Origin of the sequence: Oceaniovalibus guishaninsula JLT2003, assembly GCF_000299575.1 — a bacterium.
In the GTDB taxonomy this organism is placed as follows: Bacteria; Pseudomonadota; Alphaproteobacteria; order Rhodobacterales; family Rhodobacteraceae; genus Palleronia; species Palleronia guishaninsula.
This window is the reverse complement of sequence record NZ_AMGO01000052.1, coordinates 45,921-63,421: the sequence shown is the minus strand read 5'-3', so window position 1 is coordinate 63,421 and position 17,501 is coordinate 45,921. Positions and strand designations below refer to the sequence as shown.

Below are 17,501 nucleotides of genomic sequence, written 5' to 3'. Positions count from 1 at the left end.
CCATGACGGCCTTGTGGATCGCGCATGTGCGTGTCACCGATGCAGACAGGTACGCCCGTTATGCCGCGCTGGCGACCGACGCCATTGCCGCGCATGGTGGGCAGTTTCTGGCGCGGGGCGGCCGGTATGTCACGCTGGAAGGACCGGACCGCCCCCGCAATGTGGTGGCGCGCTTTCCGTCGGTCGAAGCTGCGGAAGCCTGCTATAGATCCGAGGCCTACCAGCAGGCGCTGGCCCATGCGCGCGGTGCCGCCGAACGGGAGTTGTCGATCGTCGAGGAAGCCTAGGCGGCCCGGTTCGAGACGCCGGGCCGTCCAAGGTCAGCTTGCCTTTGCGTGGCGCTTGCGTTCGTGGGGGTCGAGGAACCGCTTGCGCAGGCGGATCGCGTTCGGCGTGACCTCGACCAGTTCGTCGTCGTCGATATAGGCGATGGCCTGTTCCAGCGACATGGTGACGGGCGTGGTCAGGCGCACGGCTTCGTCGGTGCCGCTGGCACGTACATTGGTCAGTTGCTTGCCCTTCAACGGGTTCACTTCGAGATCGTTGTCGCGGCTATGTTCGCCGATGATCATGCCGGTATAGACAGGCTCCTGCGCGCCGATGAAGAACCTGCCGCGATCTTCCAGCTTCCAGAGCGCATAGGCGACGGACGTTCCGTTCTCCATCGAAATCAGGACGCCCTGACGGCGGCCGGGGATCGGACCCTTGAACGGCGCCCAGCCGTGGAACACGCGGTTCAGCACGCCGGTCCCACGCGTGTCGGTCAGAAATTCACCGTGATAACCGATCAATCCGCGCGACGGAACATGGGCGATGATACGTGTCTTGCCCGCGCCGGCCGGTTTCATCTCGACCAGTTCGCCCTTGCGCGCGCCGGTGATCTTTTCGATCACGACGCCGGAATATTCGTCGTCCACGTCGATCGTGGCTTCCTCGATCGGCTCCATCCGTTGACCGTCCACATCGCGCATCAGCACCTGCGGCCGCGAAATCGAAAGCTCGAACCCCTCACGACGCATATTCTCGATCAGGACGCCCATTTGAAGTTCGCCCCGTCCCGCGACCTCGAACGCCTCGCCGCCGGGGGTATCGGACACCTTGATGGCGACGTTCGATTCCGCTTCTTTGAGCAGGCGTTCGCGGATGACGCGGGATTGAACCTTCTTGCCGTCGCGCCCGGCAAGCGGGCTGTCGTTGATGCCGAAGGTGACGGTGATCGTCGGCGGGTCGATGGGTTGGGCCGGCAGGGGCGTTTCGATGGCAAGTGCGCAGATCGTGTCGGCCACGGTGGCCTTCGACATGCCCGCGAGGCTGACGATGTCGCCTGCCTGCGCTTCGTCGATATCCTGCTGGCCCAATCCGCGGAAAGCCTGGATGCGGGTCACGCGGAACTGCTCGATCTTCTGGCCGATGCGGGACAGGGCCTGAACCGTCGCGCCGACCTTCAGCCTGCCGGTCTCGACCCGGCCCGTCAGCAGGCGACCGACGAAGGGATCGGCCCCCAGCGTCGTGGCCAGCATCGAGAAGTCTTCGTCCTGATGCTTTTGCTGCCGCGGGGCGGGAACGTGTCGCACGATCAGGTTGAAAAGCGCCGACAAATCCTTGCGCGGACCGTCGAGTTCGGCATCGCACCAGCCGTTCCGCCCGCTGGCATAGAGATGCGGAAAGTCGAGCTGGTCGTCATCGGCATCGAGGTTGGCGAAAAGATCAAACACCTCGTTCAGGGCACGGTCGGGTTCGGCATCGGGCTTGTCGACCTTGTTCAGCACGACGATGGGCCGCAACCCCAGCGCCAGCGCCTTTGAGGTAACGAATTTGGTCTGCGGCATCGGGCCTTCCGCGGCATCGACCAGCAGCACCACACCGTCAACCATCGACAGGATCCGTTCGACCTCGCCGCCGAAGTCGGCGTGGCCCGGCGTGTCGATGATGTTGATGCGCGTGCCTTTCCATTCGACGCTGGTATTCTTGGCAAGGATGGTGATCCCGCGCTCGCGCTCCAGGTCGTTGCTGTCCATCATCCGCTCGGCCGTGGCCTGATTTTCACGGAAGGCGCCCGACTGCTTCAGCAGTTCGTCCACCAGCGTCGTCTTTCCGTGATCGACATGGGCGATGATGGCGATGTTTCGCAGATCCATTGGGCAGCCTTGATTGAGGGAGTGAGCGGCCCTTACAGCGTGGCCGCGCCGATGGCTAGTCCCCGTCTTGCCGGGACGCCCCATCGTTCACGGTATGGAGAGGGTCGCCGAAAGTCATGCGTCTGTAGGGCACCGGAATTTCGATCCCGGCTTCGTCCAGCGCGCGTTTGACGGCGGCCACCACCTTGTCGCGGCTGGCGCGGATATCGACGGGCCGCGATCCGGTCCACCACGTCACCTCGAAGCGGATGGCGTAGTCGCCGAATTCCTGCGCGAAGATCTGCACGTCCTTCACATCGTTGCGAACAGAATCGACGCCGCGCACGGCGTCTGCGATGACGCTGCGGGCGCGGTCCACGTCCTCGTGCAGGGCGATACCGCAGATGACCGTGGTGCGACGCAGACCCTCGGCGGTGCGGATGGTGACAGGGTTCTTGAAGAACATCGCGTTGGGGGCGACGACAAGCTGACCGTCGGTCTGACGGACATGGGTGTCGCGGATGGTGATGACTTCGACCTGGCCCTCGATCCCCTCGCACTCGATGAAGTCGTGGACGCGAAACGGCTCGCGGATCAACAGCAGGATTCCCGCTAGGAAGTTTTCGAACACATCCTTGAAGGCAAAGCCGATGGCCACCCCGCCAAGGCCGAGCGCCGCCAGCGCGCGGCCCGGCGTGATACCCGGAAAGGCTAACGTCACGGCGATCAGCGCCCCTAGCAGCCACAACCCTACCGTGGCCAGCATTGCGATGACATCGACGATGGAATGGCGCATATGCGCCCGACCCAGCGTGCGCGGAAGACTCCACCGGACCAGCCGCACGATGCCCCAGATGAACAGCAGGAAAACCGCCGCCATGACGATGCCGGGCAATGCGCGCCAGAAGGCGGTGGCATAGCCAGTCAGCTGATCGCGCATGGGGGCGGGAAACATGCCCCAGAAGGGGCCGAAGATTTCGTGCATCGGCCGAAGGCTCCGGTGGGGCGATCCGCCCGGCTTGGGGCCGGGCGGACGGTGCGGGGATCAGCCCAGCGCGCGGTTCAGGTTCTCGTCCACCTTGTCGAGGAAACCCGTCGTCGTCAGCCATTTCTGCTCCGGCCCGACCAGAAGCGCCAGATCCTTGGTCATGTGGCCCGCTTCAACGGTGTCCACGACCACCTTTTCCAGCGTATCGGCGAAGCGTTGCAATTCGGCGTTGTCGTCCAGCTTGGCGCGGTGACGCAGGCCGCCCGTCCAGGCAAAGATCGACGCGATGGAATTGGTCGAGGTCTGCTCGCCCTTTTGATGCTGGCGATAATGGCGGGTGACGGTGCCGTGGGCGGCCTCGGCCTCCACGATCTTGCCGTCGGGCGTCATCAGTTGACTGGTCATCAGCCCCAGGCTGCCGAAGCCCTGCGCCACGGTGTCGGATTGCACATCGCCGTCATAGTTCTTGCACGCCCAGACATAGCCGCCGGACCATTTCATCGCCGCGGCCACCATGTCGTCGATCAGGCGGTGCTCATAGGTGATGCCGGCCTTCTTGAAGGCGTCGGCGAATTCGGCGTCGTAGATTTCCTGGAAGATATCCTTGAACCGGCCGTCATACGCCTTGAGGATCGTGTTCTTGGTCGAAAGATAGACCGGATAGTTCCGGTTCAGTCCGTAATTCAGCGATGCGCGTGCAAAGTCGCGGATGCTGTCGTCGAGGTTGTACATCGCCATCGTCACCCCCGAGGACGGCGCGTCGAAAACCTCGTGCTCGATCGTCTCGCCATCGTCGCCCACGAACCTGATCGTCAGCTTGCCCTTGCCGGGAAAGCGGAAGTCGGTTGCGCGATACTGGTCGCCGAAGGCGTGGCGGCCGACGATGATGGGCTGCGTCCAGCCGGGCACCAGGCGGGGCACGTTCTTGCAGATGATCGGTTCGCGGAAGATGACGCCGCCCAGGATGTTGCGGATCGTTCCGTTGGGGCTGCGCCACATCTTCTTCAGGCCGAATTCCTCGACCCGTGCCTCGTCGGGGGTGATGGTGGCGCATTTCACGCCGACACCGATCTCCTTGATCTTCTCGGCGGCGTCGATGGTGATCTGGTCGTCGGTGCGGTCGCGTTTCTCGATGCCAAGATCGTAGTAGAGCAGGTCGATGTCCAGATAGGGCAGGATCAGCTTCTGCTTGATGACATCCCAGATGATGCGCGTCATCTCGTCGCCGTCGAGTTCCACGACGGGGTTGGCTACCTTGATCTTGTCCATTCCGGCCTCCGGGTTGTGCTTTGCCGCACCCCGTAACCCATCGTGCGGCGGTGGGGAAGGCCAACCCCCGATTCCGCCGGGCCGTGCGGTCGATGTCCTAGCGCGTCGATTCCGTCAGGCGCCGCCTGACATAATCCTGAACCATGCCGATCATCGGTTCCATATGCGGATCCTGAAAGAAGTGGTCGGCACCCTCGATCTGTTCGTGGGTGATCGTGATGCCCTTCTGGTCGTGCAGTTTGTTGACCAGGTTGAGCGTATCCTTGGGCGGCGCCACCCGGTCGGCGGTGCCGTTCACGATCAGCCCCGAGGACGGGCAGGGCGCGAGGAAGCTGAAATCGTACATGTTGGCGGGCGGCGAGACGCTGATGAAGCCGGTGATCTCGGGGCGCCGCATCAGCAACTGCATCCCGATCCATGCGCCGAAGCTGAAGCCCGCGACCCAGCAATGCTTGGCATTGTTGTTCATGCTTTGCAGATAATCGAGCGCCGATGCCGCGTCCGACAGCTCGCCTATGCCCTGATCGTATTCGCCCTGGCTGCGCCCCACACCGCGGAAGTTGAACCGCAGCACCGTGAATCCGAGGTTGAGGAAGGCATAGTGCAGGTTGTAAACGACGCGATTGTTCATCGTGCCGCCGAATTGCGGATGCGGGTGCAAGATGATCGCAATCGGCGCATCGCGCATCTTCTGGGGATGATAGCGACCTTCAAGCCGGCCTTCGGGACCGGGAAAGATGACCTCGGGCATGGCGACCTTCGTGCTGGGCTTGGCGGGGCCGTGCGCGACCGTCGTTGACGGTTTTGCTCGGATACCTTAGAAGCGTTCTAAACTATGGCGCGGCAGAGCGCGGACCTGTCGCAGGTAGAGGCGCGGCAGGCTTGCGTCAACTGTGCCTTCCGGGGGAATGGCGGCATGAAACTGAGTACGAAGGGACGGTATGCGATGGTCGCGCTCGGCGATCTGGCGTTACAGCCGGGCGGAGCGCTGGTGTCGCTGTCCGAACTGAGCAAGCGTCAGAACATCAGCCTGCCCTATCTCGAACAGTTGTTCGTCAAGCTGCGCCGCGAAGGGCTGGTCGAATCGGTGCGCGGCCCCGGCGGCGGCTATCGCTTGGCACGGCCGGCGTCCGATATCCGCATCTCCGAAATCCTCAGCGCCGTCGACGAAACGGTCAGCGCCATGCAGCAGGGCGCGGGAACGACGGGCGGCGCGTCGGGAACGCGGGCGCAGTCGATGGCCAACCGGTTGTGGGAGGGGCTGAGTGCGCATGTCTACGTCTTTCTGCACCAGACCCGGTTGTCGGATGTCGTCGGCAACGGTCTGGCCCCGTGCCCGGCGGTCCCGTCGATCCTTCAGGTGGTGGATGAGCGATGAAGGCGGCGCGCGTCTATCTCGACTGGAATGCATCGGCGCCCCTGCGTCCCGAGGCGCGGCGCGCGATGCTGGACGCGATGGATGTCACCGGCAATCCGTCCTCGGTCCATACCGAGGGCCGGGCCGCGCGCAGGATCGTGGAGCATGCCCGTGCCCAGATCGCGGAAGCGACCGGTGCGCAGGGGGCCGACATCGTCTTCACCAGCGGCGCGACCGAAGCGGCGGCCCTGGCCTGCGCTGGCAGGGGGCTGTCCTGCGCGCCCGTCGAACATCAGGCGATCCTTGCATGGTGCGATAAACGCCTGGGGGTGGATGCCGACGGCGCTATTGCGATTACGGACCCCGGTGGCGCGGCAGTGCAGGGCGCCAATTCCGAAACCGGCATCCTGCAAACACTGCCGCCGGGTCTGGCCGTCACGGATGCGACCCAGGCCTTCGGAAAGATCCCGTTCGCATTCGACTGGATGAATTGCGACATGGCGATCCTGTCGGCGCACAAGTTCGGCGGCCCCAAGGGCATCGGCGCGCTGCTGTTGCGGCGGGGAACCGAGATCGCCGCGCGAATCCGGGGCGGGGGCCAGGAACTCGGACGGCGGGCGGGAACCGAGAACGTCGCGGCCATTGCCGGGTTCGGGGCGGCCGCAGACTGCGCCAGCCGCGACCTGGCGGCCGGTCGGTGGGACGCCGTCGCCGAACTTAGAAATATTCTAGAGAAGGCATTGGCGTCCGGCCCTCGACAGACTATTTTTGTCGGGAACGATGTCGCGCGGCTGCCGAACACCACCTGCATCGTCACGCCGGATCTGAAAGGCGAGACGCAGGTGATGCGCATGGACCTTGCCGGGTTCGCGGTATCCGCCGGATCGGCCTGCTCCAGCGGCAAGGTCCGGGGAAGTTCGGGCCTGGCGGCGATGGGGTTCGACGATGCGCAGGCGCGGTCGGCGGTCAGGGTTTCCATCGGGCCCGCGACCACGAAGGACGATATCCTGCGCTTTGCCGATACCTGGCGGCGCAGCCTTGAGACGCAGCGGACGCCAGCCGTCCACGAGAGGAGCTTGACATGACGCAGACAACGCTTGCCCCCGAAGTCAAGGAAGGCGTCGATCAGCAGACCGTCGATGCCGTGGCCCAGCTTTCGGGTGCCTACAAGCACGGCTGGAACACCGAAATCGAGATGGATTTCGCCCCGAAGGGCCTGACCGAGGATATCGTCCGGCTGATCAGCGAAAAGAACGGCGAGCCGGAATGGATGCTCGATTGGCGGCTGGAAGCGTTCCGCCGATGGCAGAAGCTGGACGAGCCGGATTGGTCGATGCTGAAATATGCGCCTGTCGATTATCAGGAACAGTATTATTATGCCAAACCCGCCAGCATGGCGGTCAAGCCCAAATCGCTGGACGATGTAGACCCCAAGTTGCTGGAAACCTACAAGAAGCTGGGTATTCCGCTGAAGGAACAGATGGTTCTTGCGGGTGTCGAAGGGGCTGCCGCATCGCCGGCCGACGGCGCGTCGCAGGGGCGCAAGGTCGCGGTGGATGCCGTGTTCGACAGCGTGTCGGTCGGCACGACATTCCAAAAGGAGCTGGCCGCAGCCGGCGTGATCTTCTGCTCGATTTCCGAAGCGATCCGCGAACACCCCGAACTGGTCAGGAAATACCTGGGGTCGGTCGTGCCGGTATCGGACAACTACTTCGCGACGCTGAACAGCGCGGTCTTTTCGGACGGCAGCTTCGTCTACATTCCCAAGGGAACGCGGTGCCCGATGGAATTGTCGACGTATTTCCGCATCAACGCCGAGAATACCGGCCAGTTCGAACGGACGCTGATCATCGCCGACGAGCAGAGCTATGTCAGCTATCTGGAAGGCTGCACCGCGCCGATGCGCGACACCAACCAGCTGCACGCCGCCGTGGTCGAGATTGTGGCGCTGGACGATGCCGAGGTGAAGTATTCGACCGTTCAGAACTGGTATCCGGGCGACGAGAACGGCAAGGGCGGAATCTACAACTTCGTCACCAAGCGGGCCGATTGCCGCGGGGACCGGTCCAAGGTCTCTTGGACGCAGGTCGAGACGGGCAGCGCGCTGACCTGGAAGTATCCGTCCTGCATCCTGCGCGGCGACGACAGCCAGGGTGAATTCTATTCCATTGCCATCACCAACAACTGGCAGCAGGCCGATACCGGCACAAAGATGATTCATCTGGGCAAGCGCACGCGGTCGCGGATCGTCAGCAAGGGGATCAGTGCGGGTCATGCGCAGAACACCTATCGCGGGCTGGTGTCGATGCATCCCAAGGCGAAGGATAGCCGCAATTACACTCAGTGCGATAGCCTGCTGATCGGATCGACCTGTGGTGCGCATACGGTCCCCTATATTGAGGTGCGCAACAACAGCAGCCGGGTCGAGCACGAGGCGACGACGTCGAAGGTGGACGACGACCAGATCTTCTATTGCCGGTCCCGCGGCATGGACGAAGAGGAAGCGGTCGCGCTGGTGGTCAACGGTTTCTGCCGCGAGGTGCTGCAAGCGCTGCCGATGGAATTCGCGATGGAAGCCCAGCAACTGGTCGCCATCAGCCTGGAAGGATCCGTCGGCTGATGAGCGGGCTGGACCGTATCCGGGTGCCCGACGACCGGCGCTGGCTGCTGAACCTGATGATCGGTGTGCTGACGGTGCTGGCATTGATGGTCAGCGCGTCGTGGTGGGCAGGCTCGGCTGGACGGTTCGCCATCGCCCTCGTCGGGGCGGCCCTTGCGGCTTGGCTGTTGTCGGCCTTCGTCATCCGGCAGATGAAGCCGCGGCGCGGGCGGAAAAGAAGATGAGGATCGGCGGGCAAAGTGCCGATACCTTTCAGGAATGGAGCGGAAGATGCTGAAGATCGAGAACCTGCACGTCAAGCTGGAGGAGGAGGACAAGCAGATCCTCAAGGGCGTCGACCTTACGGTCGAAGCCGGCACCGTGCATGCGATCATGGGGCCGAACGGATCGGGCAAGTCCACGCTCAGCTATGTGCTGTCCGGCCGGGACGGCTATGAGGTGACGGACGGGACCGCTATGCTGGATGACACCGACCTTCTGGCGCTGGAGCCCGAGGAACGGGCAGCCGCCGGCCTGTTCCTGGCCTTCCAGTATCCCGTCGAGATTCCGGGCGTGGGCAACATGACGTTCCTGCGCACCGCGGTGAACGCACAGCGCAAGGCCCGCGGGCAGGAGGAGATGTCATCGACCGAGTTTTTGAAAACCATCCGCGCGAAGGCGGCGGAGCTGAACATCGACGCTGATATGCTCAAGCGGCCGGTCAATGTCGGTTTTTCGGGTGGCGAGAAGAAGCGCAACGAGATCCTGCAGATGGCGATGCTGGAGCCGCGCATGTGCATTCTGGACGAGACGGATAGCGGTCTGGACGTGGATGCGATGCGGCTTGTCGCCGATGGCGTCAACGCGCTGCGGGGCGAAGGGCGGGGATTTCTCGTCATCACGCATTATCAGCGGCTTCTGGACCATATCGCGCCCGATTTCGTGCATATCATGGCGGATGGACGCATCGTGAAATCCGGCGGCCCCGAACTGGCGCTGGAGGTCGAGAAGAACGGCTATGCCGACATCCTGTCGGAGGTGGCGTGATGTCTGCCTTGCCGAAGCGCCGGCAGGACGCGACCGAGGCCCGCCTGACGAACCTGCGGCTGCCGGTGTCGGGCGGATGGACTTTGCCCGCCCGCGAGGATGCGCTGACCCGCCTGGGGGCGATGGGCTTGCCGCAGCGGCGCGACGAATACTGGCGCTTTACCGATCCGGCGGCCTTCAACGCCGTGGAAGTCGCCGAGGCCGAACCGTTTCAAAACGATGACGAAACGCCGCTCTTCAACGAGTTGAAGCCGATCGAGATCACGTTCGTGGATGGCGTTCTCGACCCCCAAGCCCGCGACGATCTGCGTCATGAAGGTTTGCAAGTTGCCTTTCTATCCAGTGCAGTAGAGACCGACATTCACTGGGCGCGCAAAGTCTTCGGTCGCCTTGAAGCGGCTGGTCAAGTGCCGGTCCCACGTCCTTTCGCGACTTTGAACACGGCCTTTGCCACGGACGGTTTGCTGATCCGGGCGACGAAGCCTGTCGCGCGTCCTGTGGCGATCCGGTACGTCCACCGCGACAGCCGATCCGACGCGATCCTGCATCATGTCGTCCGGGTGGATGAAGGCGCATCCCTGACGCTGTTGGAGACAGGTCCGGCCGCCGCGCGGTTGAATACGGTCATGGAAAGCGACATTGCCGACAACGCGACCTTCCACCATGTCCGCGACCAGGGGCGGACGCATCTGCGACAAGCCGTCACTTCGGTTTTCGCGCGGATCGGTCGCGACGCGACCTACAAGTCCTTCACCATGACCGCCAATGGGGTTCTGACCCGGAACGAGCATGTGGTCGAGATGCTGGGCGACGATTCGGTTGCGCATGTCGCTGGAATTGCCATCGGCGATGGACGGACGGGCCGGTTTCATCATGACGACACGGTGTTCGTCACGCATGACGCGCTGCGCTGCGAAAGCCGCCAGGTCTTCAAGAAGGTGCTGAAAAACGGGGCGGTAGGGGTCTTTCAGGGCAAGATTCTGGTGAAGGACGGCGCGCAGAAAACCGACGGCTATCAGATCAGCCAGTCGCTTCTTCTGGACGAGGACAGCCAGTTCCTGGCCAAGCCCGAGCTGGAAATCTATGCCGACGATGTCGCCTGTTCGCACGGGTCGACCACCGGCGCGATTGACGAAACGGCACTTTACTATCTGCGGTCCCGCGGAATTCCCGAACGCGATGCCACCGATCTGCTGGTTCTGGCATTCCTGGCCGAAGCGCTTGAAGAGGTCGACGATCCCGTCATGGCCGAGGCGCTGCAAGACCGACTGGCCGGATGGCTGGCGCGTCACGCGGGGTGACGGGTTGGCCCTGACCCTGGATATTCTGGCCAGCTATCGCGATCCGGGCAGGGTGCTTCGCCGCAGGCTTGACGGCCCGCGCGACGGCCGCGACGAGGCGCGCGCGCTGGTCACGCTGATGCTGGCCTGTTTCATCGTCTTCGTCGCGCAATGGCCGCGACTGAGCCGCGAAGCGTTCGAGACCGGCAGGCCGCTCGATATGCTGGTCGGCGGTGCCCTGCTTGGCTGGCTGTTCATCGCGCCGCTTTTCTTCTATGGACTGGCTGCCATCAGCCATCTCGTCGCCCGTATGGCAGGGGGGCGCGCCACGTGGCTTCAGGCACGCATGGCCCTGTTCTGGGCGCTGCTGGCGGCGTCACCGCTCTGGCTGCTATGGGGTTTGATGTCGGGCATGCTGGTCGCACATCTTGCCGTCGATATGGTCGGGATCGCGGCTCTGGTCGCGTTTGCCATCATCTGGATTGCCGGCCTCTGGTCGGTCGAAAGGGGCAGATGAGCCTTTTGTCGCTGAACCTGCTTCTGCCGATGGCGCTTGCCTCGATCCGGCAACCGCGCGAGGCATTCGGTCGTCTTCTCCGCCTGGACCTGCCGGCCGGCGTGCTTTGGCAGGCATTGTTGCTGGTCGTCGTGATCTCGGTCCTGATGGCCGAGGCGACGGCGCTGCTGGTCCGGCCGGATCCCGCCCCCGATAATGCCATCGTCGTGCCGGTGCCCTTTGTTTTCGGGGCAATTCAATTTGCGGTCCTTGCCCTGACGGTTCTTGCGATCGACCGTATCGGCCGCGCCATGGGCGGTTCGGGAACGCTGCCGGGTGCCCTGCTGGCGGTCGTCTGGCTGCAATTCGTGATGATCTGCCTTCAGGTCGTGCAGTCGCTGGTGATCATTCTGATCCCGCCGCTGGGCGGTCTAATCGTCATGGGTGGGCTTGTCCTGTTTCTTTACCTGCTCACCAACTTCATCGCGGAACTTCACGGGTTCACGTCGCGGGGGCGGGTTTTCGGCATGATCGTTTTCGTGCTGATCGGCGTGGCGCTGGCGCTGTCCTTTCTTCTGACGCTGCTCGGCGTCACCGTGTCGCGTTAGGAACATTCGATGGCCTTCGATATCGATGCGGTGCGCCGCGACTTTCCGATCCTGTCGCGGCAGGTGAACGGCAGGCCGCTGGTCTATCTAGACAACGGCGCATCGGCGCAGAAGCCGCAGGTCGTCCTCGACGCGGTGCAGCGCGCCTATGCCGAGGATTACGCGAACGTCCATCGCGGGTTACACCATCTTTCGACCGTTTCGACCGAGCGTTATGAGGCGGTCCGCGGCAAGATCGCGTCGTTCCTTGGGGCGTCCGAAGACGAGATCGTGATGAACTCGGGCACGACCGAGGGGATCAACACCGTCGCCTATGGCTGGGCCATGCCCCGGATGCAGGCGGGCGACGAAATCGTCCTCAGCGTGATGGAACATCACGCCAACATCGTCCCGTGGCATTTCCTGCGCGAAAGGCAGGGCATCGTCCTTCGGTGGGTGGATGTGGACAGTGCGGGCGCCCTCGATCCGCAGGCGGTGATCGACGCCATCGGTCCCAAGACCAGGCTGGTCGCGATCACCCATCTTTCCAACGTTTTGGGAACCAAAGTTGATGTAACGGCCATCACCCGTGCCGCGCATGAGAAGGGGGTGCCGGTGCTTGTGGACGGGTCGCAGGCGGCCGTCCACATGCCCGTCGATGTCGGCGAGATCGGTTGCGATTTCTACACCATCACCGGACACAAGCTTTACGGTCCAAGCGGTTCCGGCGCGATCTTCATCCACCGCGATCGCATGGCCGAAATGCGCCCCTTCATGGGCGGCGGCGACATGATCCGCGAGGTGACGAAAGACAACGTGACCTACAACGATCCGCCCATGATGTTCGAGGCGGGCACGCCCGGCATCGTTCAGCAGATCGGACTGGGTGCGGCGCTGGATTACATGCAGGGCCTTGGAATGGAGGCGATTGCCGCGCATGAAGATCATCTGCGCGACTATGCGGTCGAGCGTCTGTCGCGGTTGAACTGGCTGCTGTTGCAGGGCACGACGCGCGACAAGGCCGCTATCTTCAGCTTTCTGATCGACGGGCAGGCGCATGCCCACGACATTTCTACCGTGCTGGACAAGCGCGGCATCGCAGTCAGGGCAGGCCATCATTGCGCCGGTCCGTTGATGGAGCATCTGGGCGTTGCCGCGACCTGCCGCGCGTCCTTCGGTCTTTACAACACGACCGAGGAGATCGACGCGCTGGTCGATGGATTGGAACTTTGCCGTGAACTTTTCTCCTGACGGACTCGCCGATATTCGGCGTTGCACGGCAGGCGTCATGCCAGTATTGACCGCGCGAGTGGACCCATAGCTCAGCTGGATAGAGCGCTGCCCTCCGAAGGCAGAGGCCAGAGGTTCGAATCCTCTTGGGTCCGCCATTCCCGGACAACCCGGTCTGCCCTGCGCCGCCTCAAGGTCGTCGCATGGATGGCCGAAAGTCACGGGCAAGGGGCAGGGACGAGGTGGCATGGGCGCAGGCGCCGACCGGACAGAACGTATTCGGGGCTGGTCGCTGGCTGCGCCGCCTTTCGTCTTTGCGCTGTCGCTGCTGGCGATTCCCATCTGCACGATCATGCTGTTCAGCTTCTGGACGCAGGATTTCTTGACCCTCGACCGCAATCTGACCTTGGCGAATTACGCCGAGATCGCCACCGATCCGCTTTACCGGCAGCTTCTGGTGCGGTCGATTCTCATCGCGGCAGGTGTCACGCTGGCCACGGTCCTTCTGGCTTATCCGGTGGCCTATTTCGTCAGCTTTCACGTGCCGCAGGAACGCAAATCCCTGTGGCTGTTCCTGATTACCATTCCGTTCTGGACCAGCTATCTGATCCGGGTTTTTCTGTGGAAGGTGATCCTGGGGTTCAACGGCGTCTTGAACTCGGCGCTGCTGGGGCTGGGCGTGATTGACGAGCCCCTGGGTTGGGTGCTGTATAATCCCACGGCTGTCGTTATCACATTGGCGCATTCCTTCGCGCCATTCGCGATCCTTCCGATCTATGTCGTGCTGGAACGGATCGACCGCTCGCTTCTCGAAGCGGGGCGCGACCTGGGCGAGACGCGGGTCACGACATTTCTGCGGGTGACGCTTCCACTGTCGGTGCCCGGCATCGTGGCGGCCGTGCTGATCGTCTTTATCCCGACGATAGGCGACTATGTCACCCCGCGATTGGTGGGCGGTCCCGATGGACTGATGATCGCCAACATGATCCAGACGCAGTTTCTTCGGCTGAACAATGCGCCGATGGGGGCGGCGCTGTCGGTCGTGGCGATGGCGTCGGTCGGCTTCGTCGCGGCAATCTTCACGCTTGCCCTCTCGCGCTGGTTGAGGGCGCCGCGATGATTCTGCGTGTCTATGTGCTGGCCTATATGGTCTTTCTCTATGCGCCGATCGTGCTGCTGCCGCTTTTCGCGTTCAACGACGGCACGGTGATCGCCTTCCCCTTGCAGGGTTTCACGACCCGGTGGTTCGCCGAGCTTCCGCAGACACCCGCACTGGTCCAGTCGGTCAGAACATCTGCCATCATCGCCGTCTCCGCCGCGCTCCTGTCCACGATCCTCGGCATCTGTGCCGCGCGGGCCTCGGCGCGATACGATTTTTCTGGAAAGCGGGCCGTGCTGGGCTTCGTGATGCTGCCGCTGGTGCTGCCGGAAATCATCATCGCCGTGTCGCTTCTGGTGGTGGTGCTGGCGTTGGGCCTGCAATTGACCGCCTTCACGGTCATTCTGGGGCATACCCTGATCTGCATGCCGTTCTCGATTGCCATTCTGAACGGTTCCTTTTCTGCACTGGACCGGTCGCTCGAGGAGGCGGCGGTCGATCTGGGGGAAACCCGTGCGTCGAGTTTCCGGCGCGTGACGCTGCCCCTGATCGCGCCGGGCATCGTCGCATCGTTGCTGATCGCGTTCACGATCAGCCTCGACGAGTTCATCATTGCCTTCTTCCTGACCGGCACGAACCCGACCTTGCCGGTCTATCTTTGGGGGCAGTTGCGCTTTCCGGCCAAGTTGCCCGTGGTCATGGCGTTGGGGACGATCCTTGTGCTGTCGTCGGTTCTGCTGCTGTGCCTGGCCGAATGGGCAAGACGGCGTGGCGTCGCGCGAACGGGCCGCATGGATGGAGGGTTTCTGGGATGAAAGAGACGGCACAAAGGCGGCCCATCGTCCAGATGCAGGGCATCGACAAGCGGTTCGACGACGATCTCATCCTGCGGGGGATCGACCTGGAGATCGGGGAAGGCGAATTCTTTTCGCTTCTCGGCCCCTCGGGCTGCGGGAAGACCACGCTGTTGCGGACCATCGCCGGATTCGAGACGCCCTCTGCCGGCCGGCTGATCCTCGACGGACGCGACATGGCGGGCGTTCCGGCGAACCATCGTCCCACCAACATGGTCTTTCAGTCCTACGCGATCTTTCCGCACCTCAACGTCGCTGACAATGTCGGCTTCGGTCTGCGCCGCGACCCGCGCAATGCGCAGGACAAGGCCCGCGCGGTGGCCGAGGCGCTGGAAATGGTCGGGCTGGCCGGATACGGGCGGCGCAGCGCAACCGCGCTGTCGGGCGGCCAGCGGCAACGGGTGGCGCTGGCGCGCGCGCTGATTCTCAAACCGCGCGTGCTGCTGCTGGACGAGCCGATGTCCGCGCTCGACAAGAAGCTGCGTGAAACGATGCAGGCGGAATTGCGGCGCCTTCAACGCCAGGTCGGCATCACCTTCATCCTCGTGACGCACGATCAGGAGGAAGCGCTGATCATGTCTGACCGCGTCGCGGTGATGTTCGACGGACGAATCGCCCAGATGGCCCCCCCGCGCGAGTTGTATCTGCGACCGGCCAGCCGGCAGGTCGCGCAATTCATCGGCTTCATGTCGTTCCTGCCAGCGCAGGTTTCGGGGGCCGAGGTGGACGTGGCGGGGTTGGGTCGCGCAGGGGTCGAACCTGGACAGGCGCCGGGTGGGCTGCATGACGGCCAGGCCGATATCGGCATTCGCCCCGAGATGCTGTCGCTTGTTGAAGACGCGCCACGGCCAGGCCAGCGGCTGAGCGAGGGCGTCGTCACCGAGGTCGAATATTACGGCGACATGTCGTATTACGACATCGTTCTCGACGGGGCCGCGCAGCCGGTCGTGGTGTCGATGAAGAACCTGCCAGGCGGCGTGGCCGCCGAGTTGGGCGACCGCGTGAAGGTTTCCTGGGACGCGTCGTCGCTGATGGTGTTTCCGCCCCGATCCTGACGAAAGCGGTCCGGCAATCAGTCGGGCGGCACCAAGCCCAGGCCTCGCAGATAGATGCCGATGCCGCTTTCCAGCAGGTCTTCGGGCGGGAACGGCGATGTCGTGCCGGGCGACCCGCGGGCGAAAAGCTCGACCACCCCGTGACTTAGCGCCCAGACATGCGCGCTGAACATCTGCGCCGGGGGGCGTTTGTCCTTGGGGATACGCTGTGAAAGGTCTTCGGCAGCCCGTTCGAGGACGCCGTTGGCCCGATTGGCGATGGCGAACAGCTCGGGCGTCCGGTTCAGGCCGATACCCGATTCGAACATCGCCACGTAATGCCCCGGATATCGCCGGGCGAATGCCAGATAGGCACGTCCCGTCGCCTCGAACGAGGCAAGGGCGGACGGCTGACCCGAGCGATAGGCGAACTCCATCAGATCGGCGAAGATCTCGTATCCCTGACGCGCCGCTTCGGCGATCAGATCCTCGCGTCCCTTGAAATGGCGATAGACGGCGGCAGGCGTCACCCCCGCCTTCTTCGCAGCTTCGGACAGGGTAAAGCCGTTGGGGCCCTTTTCCTCGATCAGCAAAAGCACCGCATCGACCAGGGCCTGCCGCAGATTGCCGTGGTGATAGCCTTGCTTAGACATCGGTGTCCCGATGCAGGATGTCCGGCGCGCCGACGATGGCCGGGTCCGGCGCGCCGATGGCCGCAAGATCCTTCCCGGCATAGTCGAGCGGCAGCAGGACGGCCCGTATGGCCTCCAGGCGCGCGCGCCGCTTGTCGTCGGCGCGAATGACGGTCCAGGGTGCCGCCTGCGTGTGGGTGCGCGCGAAGGTCTCTTCGATTGCCGCGCTGTATGCATCCCACAGCGCCAGCCCTTCGACGTCGATGCGGCTCAGCTTCCATTGCTTCAGAGGGTCGCGTTCCCGCTTGAGGAAGCGGCGACACTGCTCGGCGCGCCCGACATTCAGCCACAGCTTTATCAGACGGATGCCGTCATCGACCAGCATGGCCTCGAACTGGGGAACCTGACGGAAAAAACGCGCGCGGTCGTCGTCGGTGCTGAACCCGAATACGCGCTCGACCACCCCGCGATTGTACCAGGACCGGTCGTAAAGCACGATTTCGCCCTGGGTCGGCAGATGACGGATGTAGCGTTGAAAATACCATTCCCCGCGCTCCCGTTCGCCGGGCGTGCCCAAAGCGACGACACGGCAGACGCGCGGATTGAGGTTCTCGCGCAAGCGCTTGATGGTGCCGCCCTTCCCGGCCGCATCCCGGCCTTCGAAGACGACGACGACGCGCTTGCCGGTGGATCGCACGTCGGCCTGAAGACGGGCCAGTTGCAGTTGCAGGGCGTGCATCTCGACCGCGTAGACGGTTTTCTTCAGGCGGCTGTCATAGGGATATGAGGCAGACGCGATGCCGGAATGCGACGTCTGGCGCAGTCGGTCGCGGACAAAATGCGGCGCCTTCTGGTCAGCGAAACGCGTGATGGCACCGTCAAATGGCAGCGGCATGTCCGGCTTCCTGTGCA

General features: G+C 63.5%; 19 protein-coding genes and 1 tRNA gene. 14 read left to right on the top strand and 6 right to left on the bottom strand.

What is annotated here, in order from left to right:
* Nucleotides 1-2: 2 nt before the first annotated feature.
* Nucleotides 3-287: a DUF1330 domain-containing protein gene (locus tag OCGS_RS11480; RefSeq protein WP_007427410.1), complete on the top strand. Its 285-nt coding sequence runs from the start codon at nucleotides 3-5 to the stop codon at nucleotides 285-287.
* Between the two features lie 33 nt (nucleotides 288-320).
* Here OCGS_RS11480 and typA read toward each other — a convergent pair whose 3' ends face one another.
* The 4 genes from typA to OCGS_RS11460 form a co-directional block, all read right to left on the bottom strand.
* Complete coding sequence (gene typA / locus OCGS_RS11475; protein ID WP_007427409.1) at nucleotides 321-2,138, bottom strand: translational GTPase TypA; 1,818 nt, start codon at nucleotides 2,136-2,138, stop codon at nucleotides 321-323.
* Between the two features lie 55 nt (nucleotides 2,139-2,193).
* A complete protein-coding gene (locus OCGS_RS11470; protein WP_007427408.1) occupies nucleotides 2,194-3,102 on the bottom strand; it encodes a mechanosensitive ion channel family protein in 909 nt (302 codons plus the stop codon).
* Nucleotides 3,103-3,162: 60 nt separating this feature from the next.
* A complete protein-coding gene (locus OCGS_RS11465) occupies nucleotides 3,163-4,374 on the bottom strand; it encodes an NADP-dependent isocitrate dehydrogenase (RefSeq protein ID WP_007427407.1) in 1,212 nt (403 codons plus the stop codon).
* Between the two features lie 97 nt (nucleotides 4,375-4,471).
* A complete protein-coding gene (locus tag OCGS_RS11460; RefSeq protein WP_007427406.1) occupies nucleotides 4,472-5,125 on the bottom strand; it encodes an alpha/beta hydrolase in 654 nt (217 codons plus the stop codon).
* Nucleotides 5,126-5,290: 165 nt separating this feature from the next.
* On the opposite strand from OCGS_RS11460, the gene iscR reads away from it, so the two are divergent.
* From iscR to OCGS_RS11395, 13 genes are all read left to right on the top strand, one after another.
* On the top strand, nucleotides 5,291-5,752 hold the full coding sequence (gene iscR, locus OCGS_RS11455; RefSeq protein ID WP_040610970.1) for a Fe-S cluster assembly transcriptional regulator IscR: 462 nt from the start codon (nucleotides 5,291-5,293) through the stop codon (nucleotides 5,750-5,752).
* Entirely contained in the window at nucleotides 5,749-6,816 is a 1,068-nt protein-coding gene (locus tag OCGS_RS11450; protein ID WP_007427404.1) for a cysteine desulfurase family protein, read from the top strand. The genes iscR and OCGS_RS11450 overlap by 4 nt, the downstream gene beginning before the upstream one ends.
* The gene (gene sufB / locus OCGS_RS11445) at nucleotides 6,813-8,351 is read left to right on the top strand and encodes a Fe-S cluster assembly protein SufB (RefSeq protein ID WP_007427403.1); all 1,539 of its coding nucleotides are present in this window, start codon (nucleotides 6,813-6,815) and stop codon (nucleotides 8,349-8,351) included. Before OCGS_RS11450 ends, sufB begins: the two co-directional genes overlap by 4 nt.
* Nucleotides 8,351-8,575 carry a hypothetical protein gene (locus OCGS_RS11440; RefSeq protein WP_007427402.1) on the top strand — a complete coding sequence of 75 codons (225 nt, stop codon included), beginning with the start codon at nucleotides 8,351-8,353 and terminating at the stop codon, nucleotides 8,573-8,575. The genes sufB and OCGS_RS11440 overlap by 1 nt, the downstream gene beginning before the upstream one ends.
* A gap of 46 nt (nucleotides 8,576-8,621) precedes the next feature.
* Nucleotides 8,622-9,377 carry a Fe-S cluster assembly ATPase SufC gene (gene sufC / locus OCGS_RS11435; protein ID WP_007427401.1) on the top strand — a complete coding sequence of 252 codons (756 nt, stop codon included), beginning with the start codon at nucleotides 8,622-8,624 and terminating at the stop codon, nucleotides 9,375-9,377.
* Complete coding sequence (locus OCGS_RS11430; RefSeq protein WP_007427400.1) at nucleotides 9,377-10,678, top strand: SufB/SufD family protein; 1,302 nt, start codon at nucleotides 9,377-9,379, stop codon at nucleotides 10,676-10,678. Before sufC ends, OCGS_RS11430 begins: the two co-directional genes overlap by 1 nt.
* A 4-nt stretch (nucleotides 10,679-10,682) precedes the next feature.
* Nucleotides 10,683-11,174 (top strand): YIP1 family protein, encoded by a 492-nt coding sequence (locus OCGS_RS11425; protein WP_007427399.1) that lies wholly within the window; start codon nucleotides 10,683-10,685, stop codon nucleotides 11,172-11,174.
* The gene (locus tag OCGS_RS11420; RefSeq protein ID WP_007427398.1) at nucleotides 11,171-11,761 is read left to right on the top strand and encodes a YIP1 family protein; all 591 of its coding nucleotides are present in this window, start codon (nucleotides 11,171-11,173) and stop codon (nucleotides 11,759-11,761) included. The genes OCGS_RS11425 and OCGS_RS11420 overlap by 4 nt, the downstream gene beginning before the upstream one ends.
* A gap of 9 nt (nucleotides 11,762-11,770) precedes the next feature.
* Nucleotides 11,771-12,991 carry a cysteine desulfurase gene (locus OCGS_RS11415; RefSeq protein WP_007427397.1) on the top strand — a complete coding sequence of 407 codons (1,221 nt, stop codon included), beginning with the start codon at nucleotides 11,771-11,773 and terminating at the stop codon, nucleotides 12,989-12,991.
* A gap of 60 nt (nucleotides 12,992-13,051) precedes the next feature.
* A tRNA-Arg gene (locus OCGS_RS11410) sits at nucleotides 13,052-13,128 on the top strand.
* 89 nt (nucleotides 13,129-13,217) lie between these two features.
* The gene (locus tag OCGS_RS11405) at nucleotides 13,218-14,090 is read left to right on the top strand and encodes an ABC transporter permease (RefSeq protein WP_007427396.1); all 873 of its coding nucleotides are present in this window, start codon (nucleotides 13,218-13,220) and stop codon (nucleotides 14,088-14,090) included.
* A complete protein-coding gene (locus tag OCGS_RS11400) occupies nucleotides 14,087-14,884 on the top strand; it encodes an ABC transporter permease (protein ID WP_007427395.1) in 798 nt (265 codons plus the stop codon). The genes OCGS_RS11405 and OCGS_RS11400 overlap by 4 nt, the downstream gene beginning before the upstream one ends.
* The gene (locus OCGS_RS11395; protein ID WP_007427394.1) at nucleotides 14,881-15,978 is read left to right on the top strand and encodes an ABC transporter ATP-binding protein; all 1,098 of its coding nucleotides are present in this window, start codon (nucleotides 14,881-14,883) and stop codon (nucleotides 15,976-15,978) included. The genes OCGS_RS11400 and OCGS_RS11395 overlap by 4 nt, the downstream gene beginning before the upstream one ends.
* Nucleotides 15,979-15,995: 17 nt before the next feature.
* Here OCGS_RS11395 and OCGS_RS11390 read toward each other — a convergent pair whose 3' ends face one another.
* A complete protein-coding gene (locus OCGS_RS11390) occupies nucleotides 15,996-16,610 on the bottom strand; it encodes a TetR/AcrR family transcriptional regulator (protein WP_007427393.1) in 615 nt (204 codons plus the stop codon).
* A complete protein-coding gene (gene ppk2 / locus OCGS_RS11385) occupies nucleotides 16,603-17,484 on the bottom strand; it encodes a polyphosphate kinase 2 (protein WP_007427392.1) in 882 nt (293 codons plus the stop codon). Before ppk2 ends, OCGS_RS11390 begins: the two co-directional genes overlap by 8 nt.
* Between the last annotated feature and the right edge of the window lie 17 nt (nucleotides 17,485-17,501).

Coding starts and splice junctions, on each gene's coding strand:
- OCGS_RS11480 (WP_007427410.1), top strand. CDS start 3: ATGACGGCCTTGTGGATCGCGCATGTGCGTGTCACCGATGCAGACAGG.
- typA (WP_007427409.1), bottom strand. CDS start 2,138: ATGGATCTGCGAAACATCGCCATCATCGCCCATGTCGATCACGGAAAG.
- OCGS_RS11470 (WP_007427408.1), bottom strand. CDS start 3,102: ATGCACGAAATCTTCGGCCCCTTCTGGGGCATGTTTCCCGCCCCCATG.
- OCGS_RS11465 (WP_007427407.1), bottom strand. CDS start 4,374: ATGGACAAGATCAAGGTAGCCAACCCCGTCGTGGAACTCGACGGCGAC.
- OCGS_RS11460 (WP_007427406.1), bottom strand. CDS start 5,125: ATGCCCGAGGTCATCTTTCCCGGTCCCGAAGGCCGGCTTGAAGGTCGC.
- iscR (WP_040610970.1), top strand. CDS start 5,291: ATGAAACTGAGTACGAAGGGACGGTATGCGATGGTCGCGCTCGGCGAT.
- OCGS_RS11450 (WP_007427404.1), top strand. CDS start 5,749: ATGAAGGCGGCGCGCGTCTATCTCGACTGGAATGCATCGGCGCCCCTG.
- sufB (WP_007427403.1), top strand. CDS start 6,813: ATGACGCAGACAACGCTTGCCCCCGAAGTCAAGGAAGGCGTCGATCAG.
- OCGS_RS11440 (WP_007427402.1), top strand. CDS start 8,351: ATGAGCGGGCTGGACCGTATCCGGGTGCCCGACGACCGGCGCTGGCTG.
- sufC (WP_007427401.1), top strand. CDS start 8,622: ATGCTGAAGATCGAGAACCTGCACGTCAAGCTGGAGGAGGAGGACAAG.
- OCGS_RS11430 (WP_007427400.1), top strand. CDS start 9,377: ATGTCTGCCTTGCCGAAGCGCCGGCAGGACGCGACCGAGGCCCGCCTG.
- OCGS_RS11420 (WP_007427398.1), top strand. CDS start 11,171: ATGAGCCTTTTGTCGCTGAACCTGCTTCTGCCGATGGCGCTTGCCTCG.
- OCGS_RS11415 (WP_007427397.1), top strand. CDS start 11,771: ATGGCCTTCGATATCGATGCGGTGCGCCGCGACTTTCCGATCCTGTCG.
- OCGS_RS11405 (WP_007427396.1), top strand. CDS start 13,218: ATGGGCGCAGGCGCCGACCGGACAGAACGTATTCGGGGCTGGTCGCTG.
- OCGS_RS11400 (WP_007427395.1), top strand. CDS start 14,087: ATGATTCTGCGTGTCTATGTGCTGGCCTATATGGTCTTTCTCTATGCG.
- OCGS_RS11395 (WP_007427394.1), top strand. CDS start 14,881: ATGAAAGAGACGGCACAAAGGCGGCCCATCGTCCAGATGCAGGGCATC.
- OCGS_RS11390 (WP_007427393.1), bottom strand. CDS start 16,610: ATGTCTAAGCAAGGCTATCACCACGGCAATCTGCGGCAGGCCCTGGTC.
- ppk2 (WP_007427392.1), bottom strand. CDS start 17,484: ATGCCGCTGCCATTTGACGGTGCCATCACGCGTTTCGCTGACCAGAAG.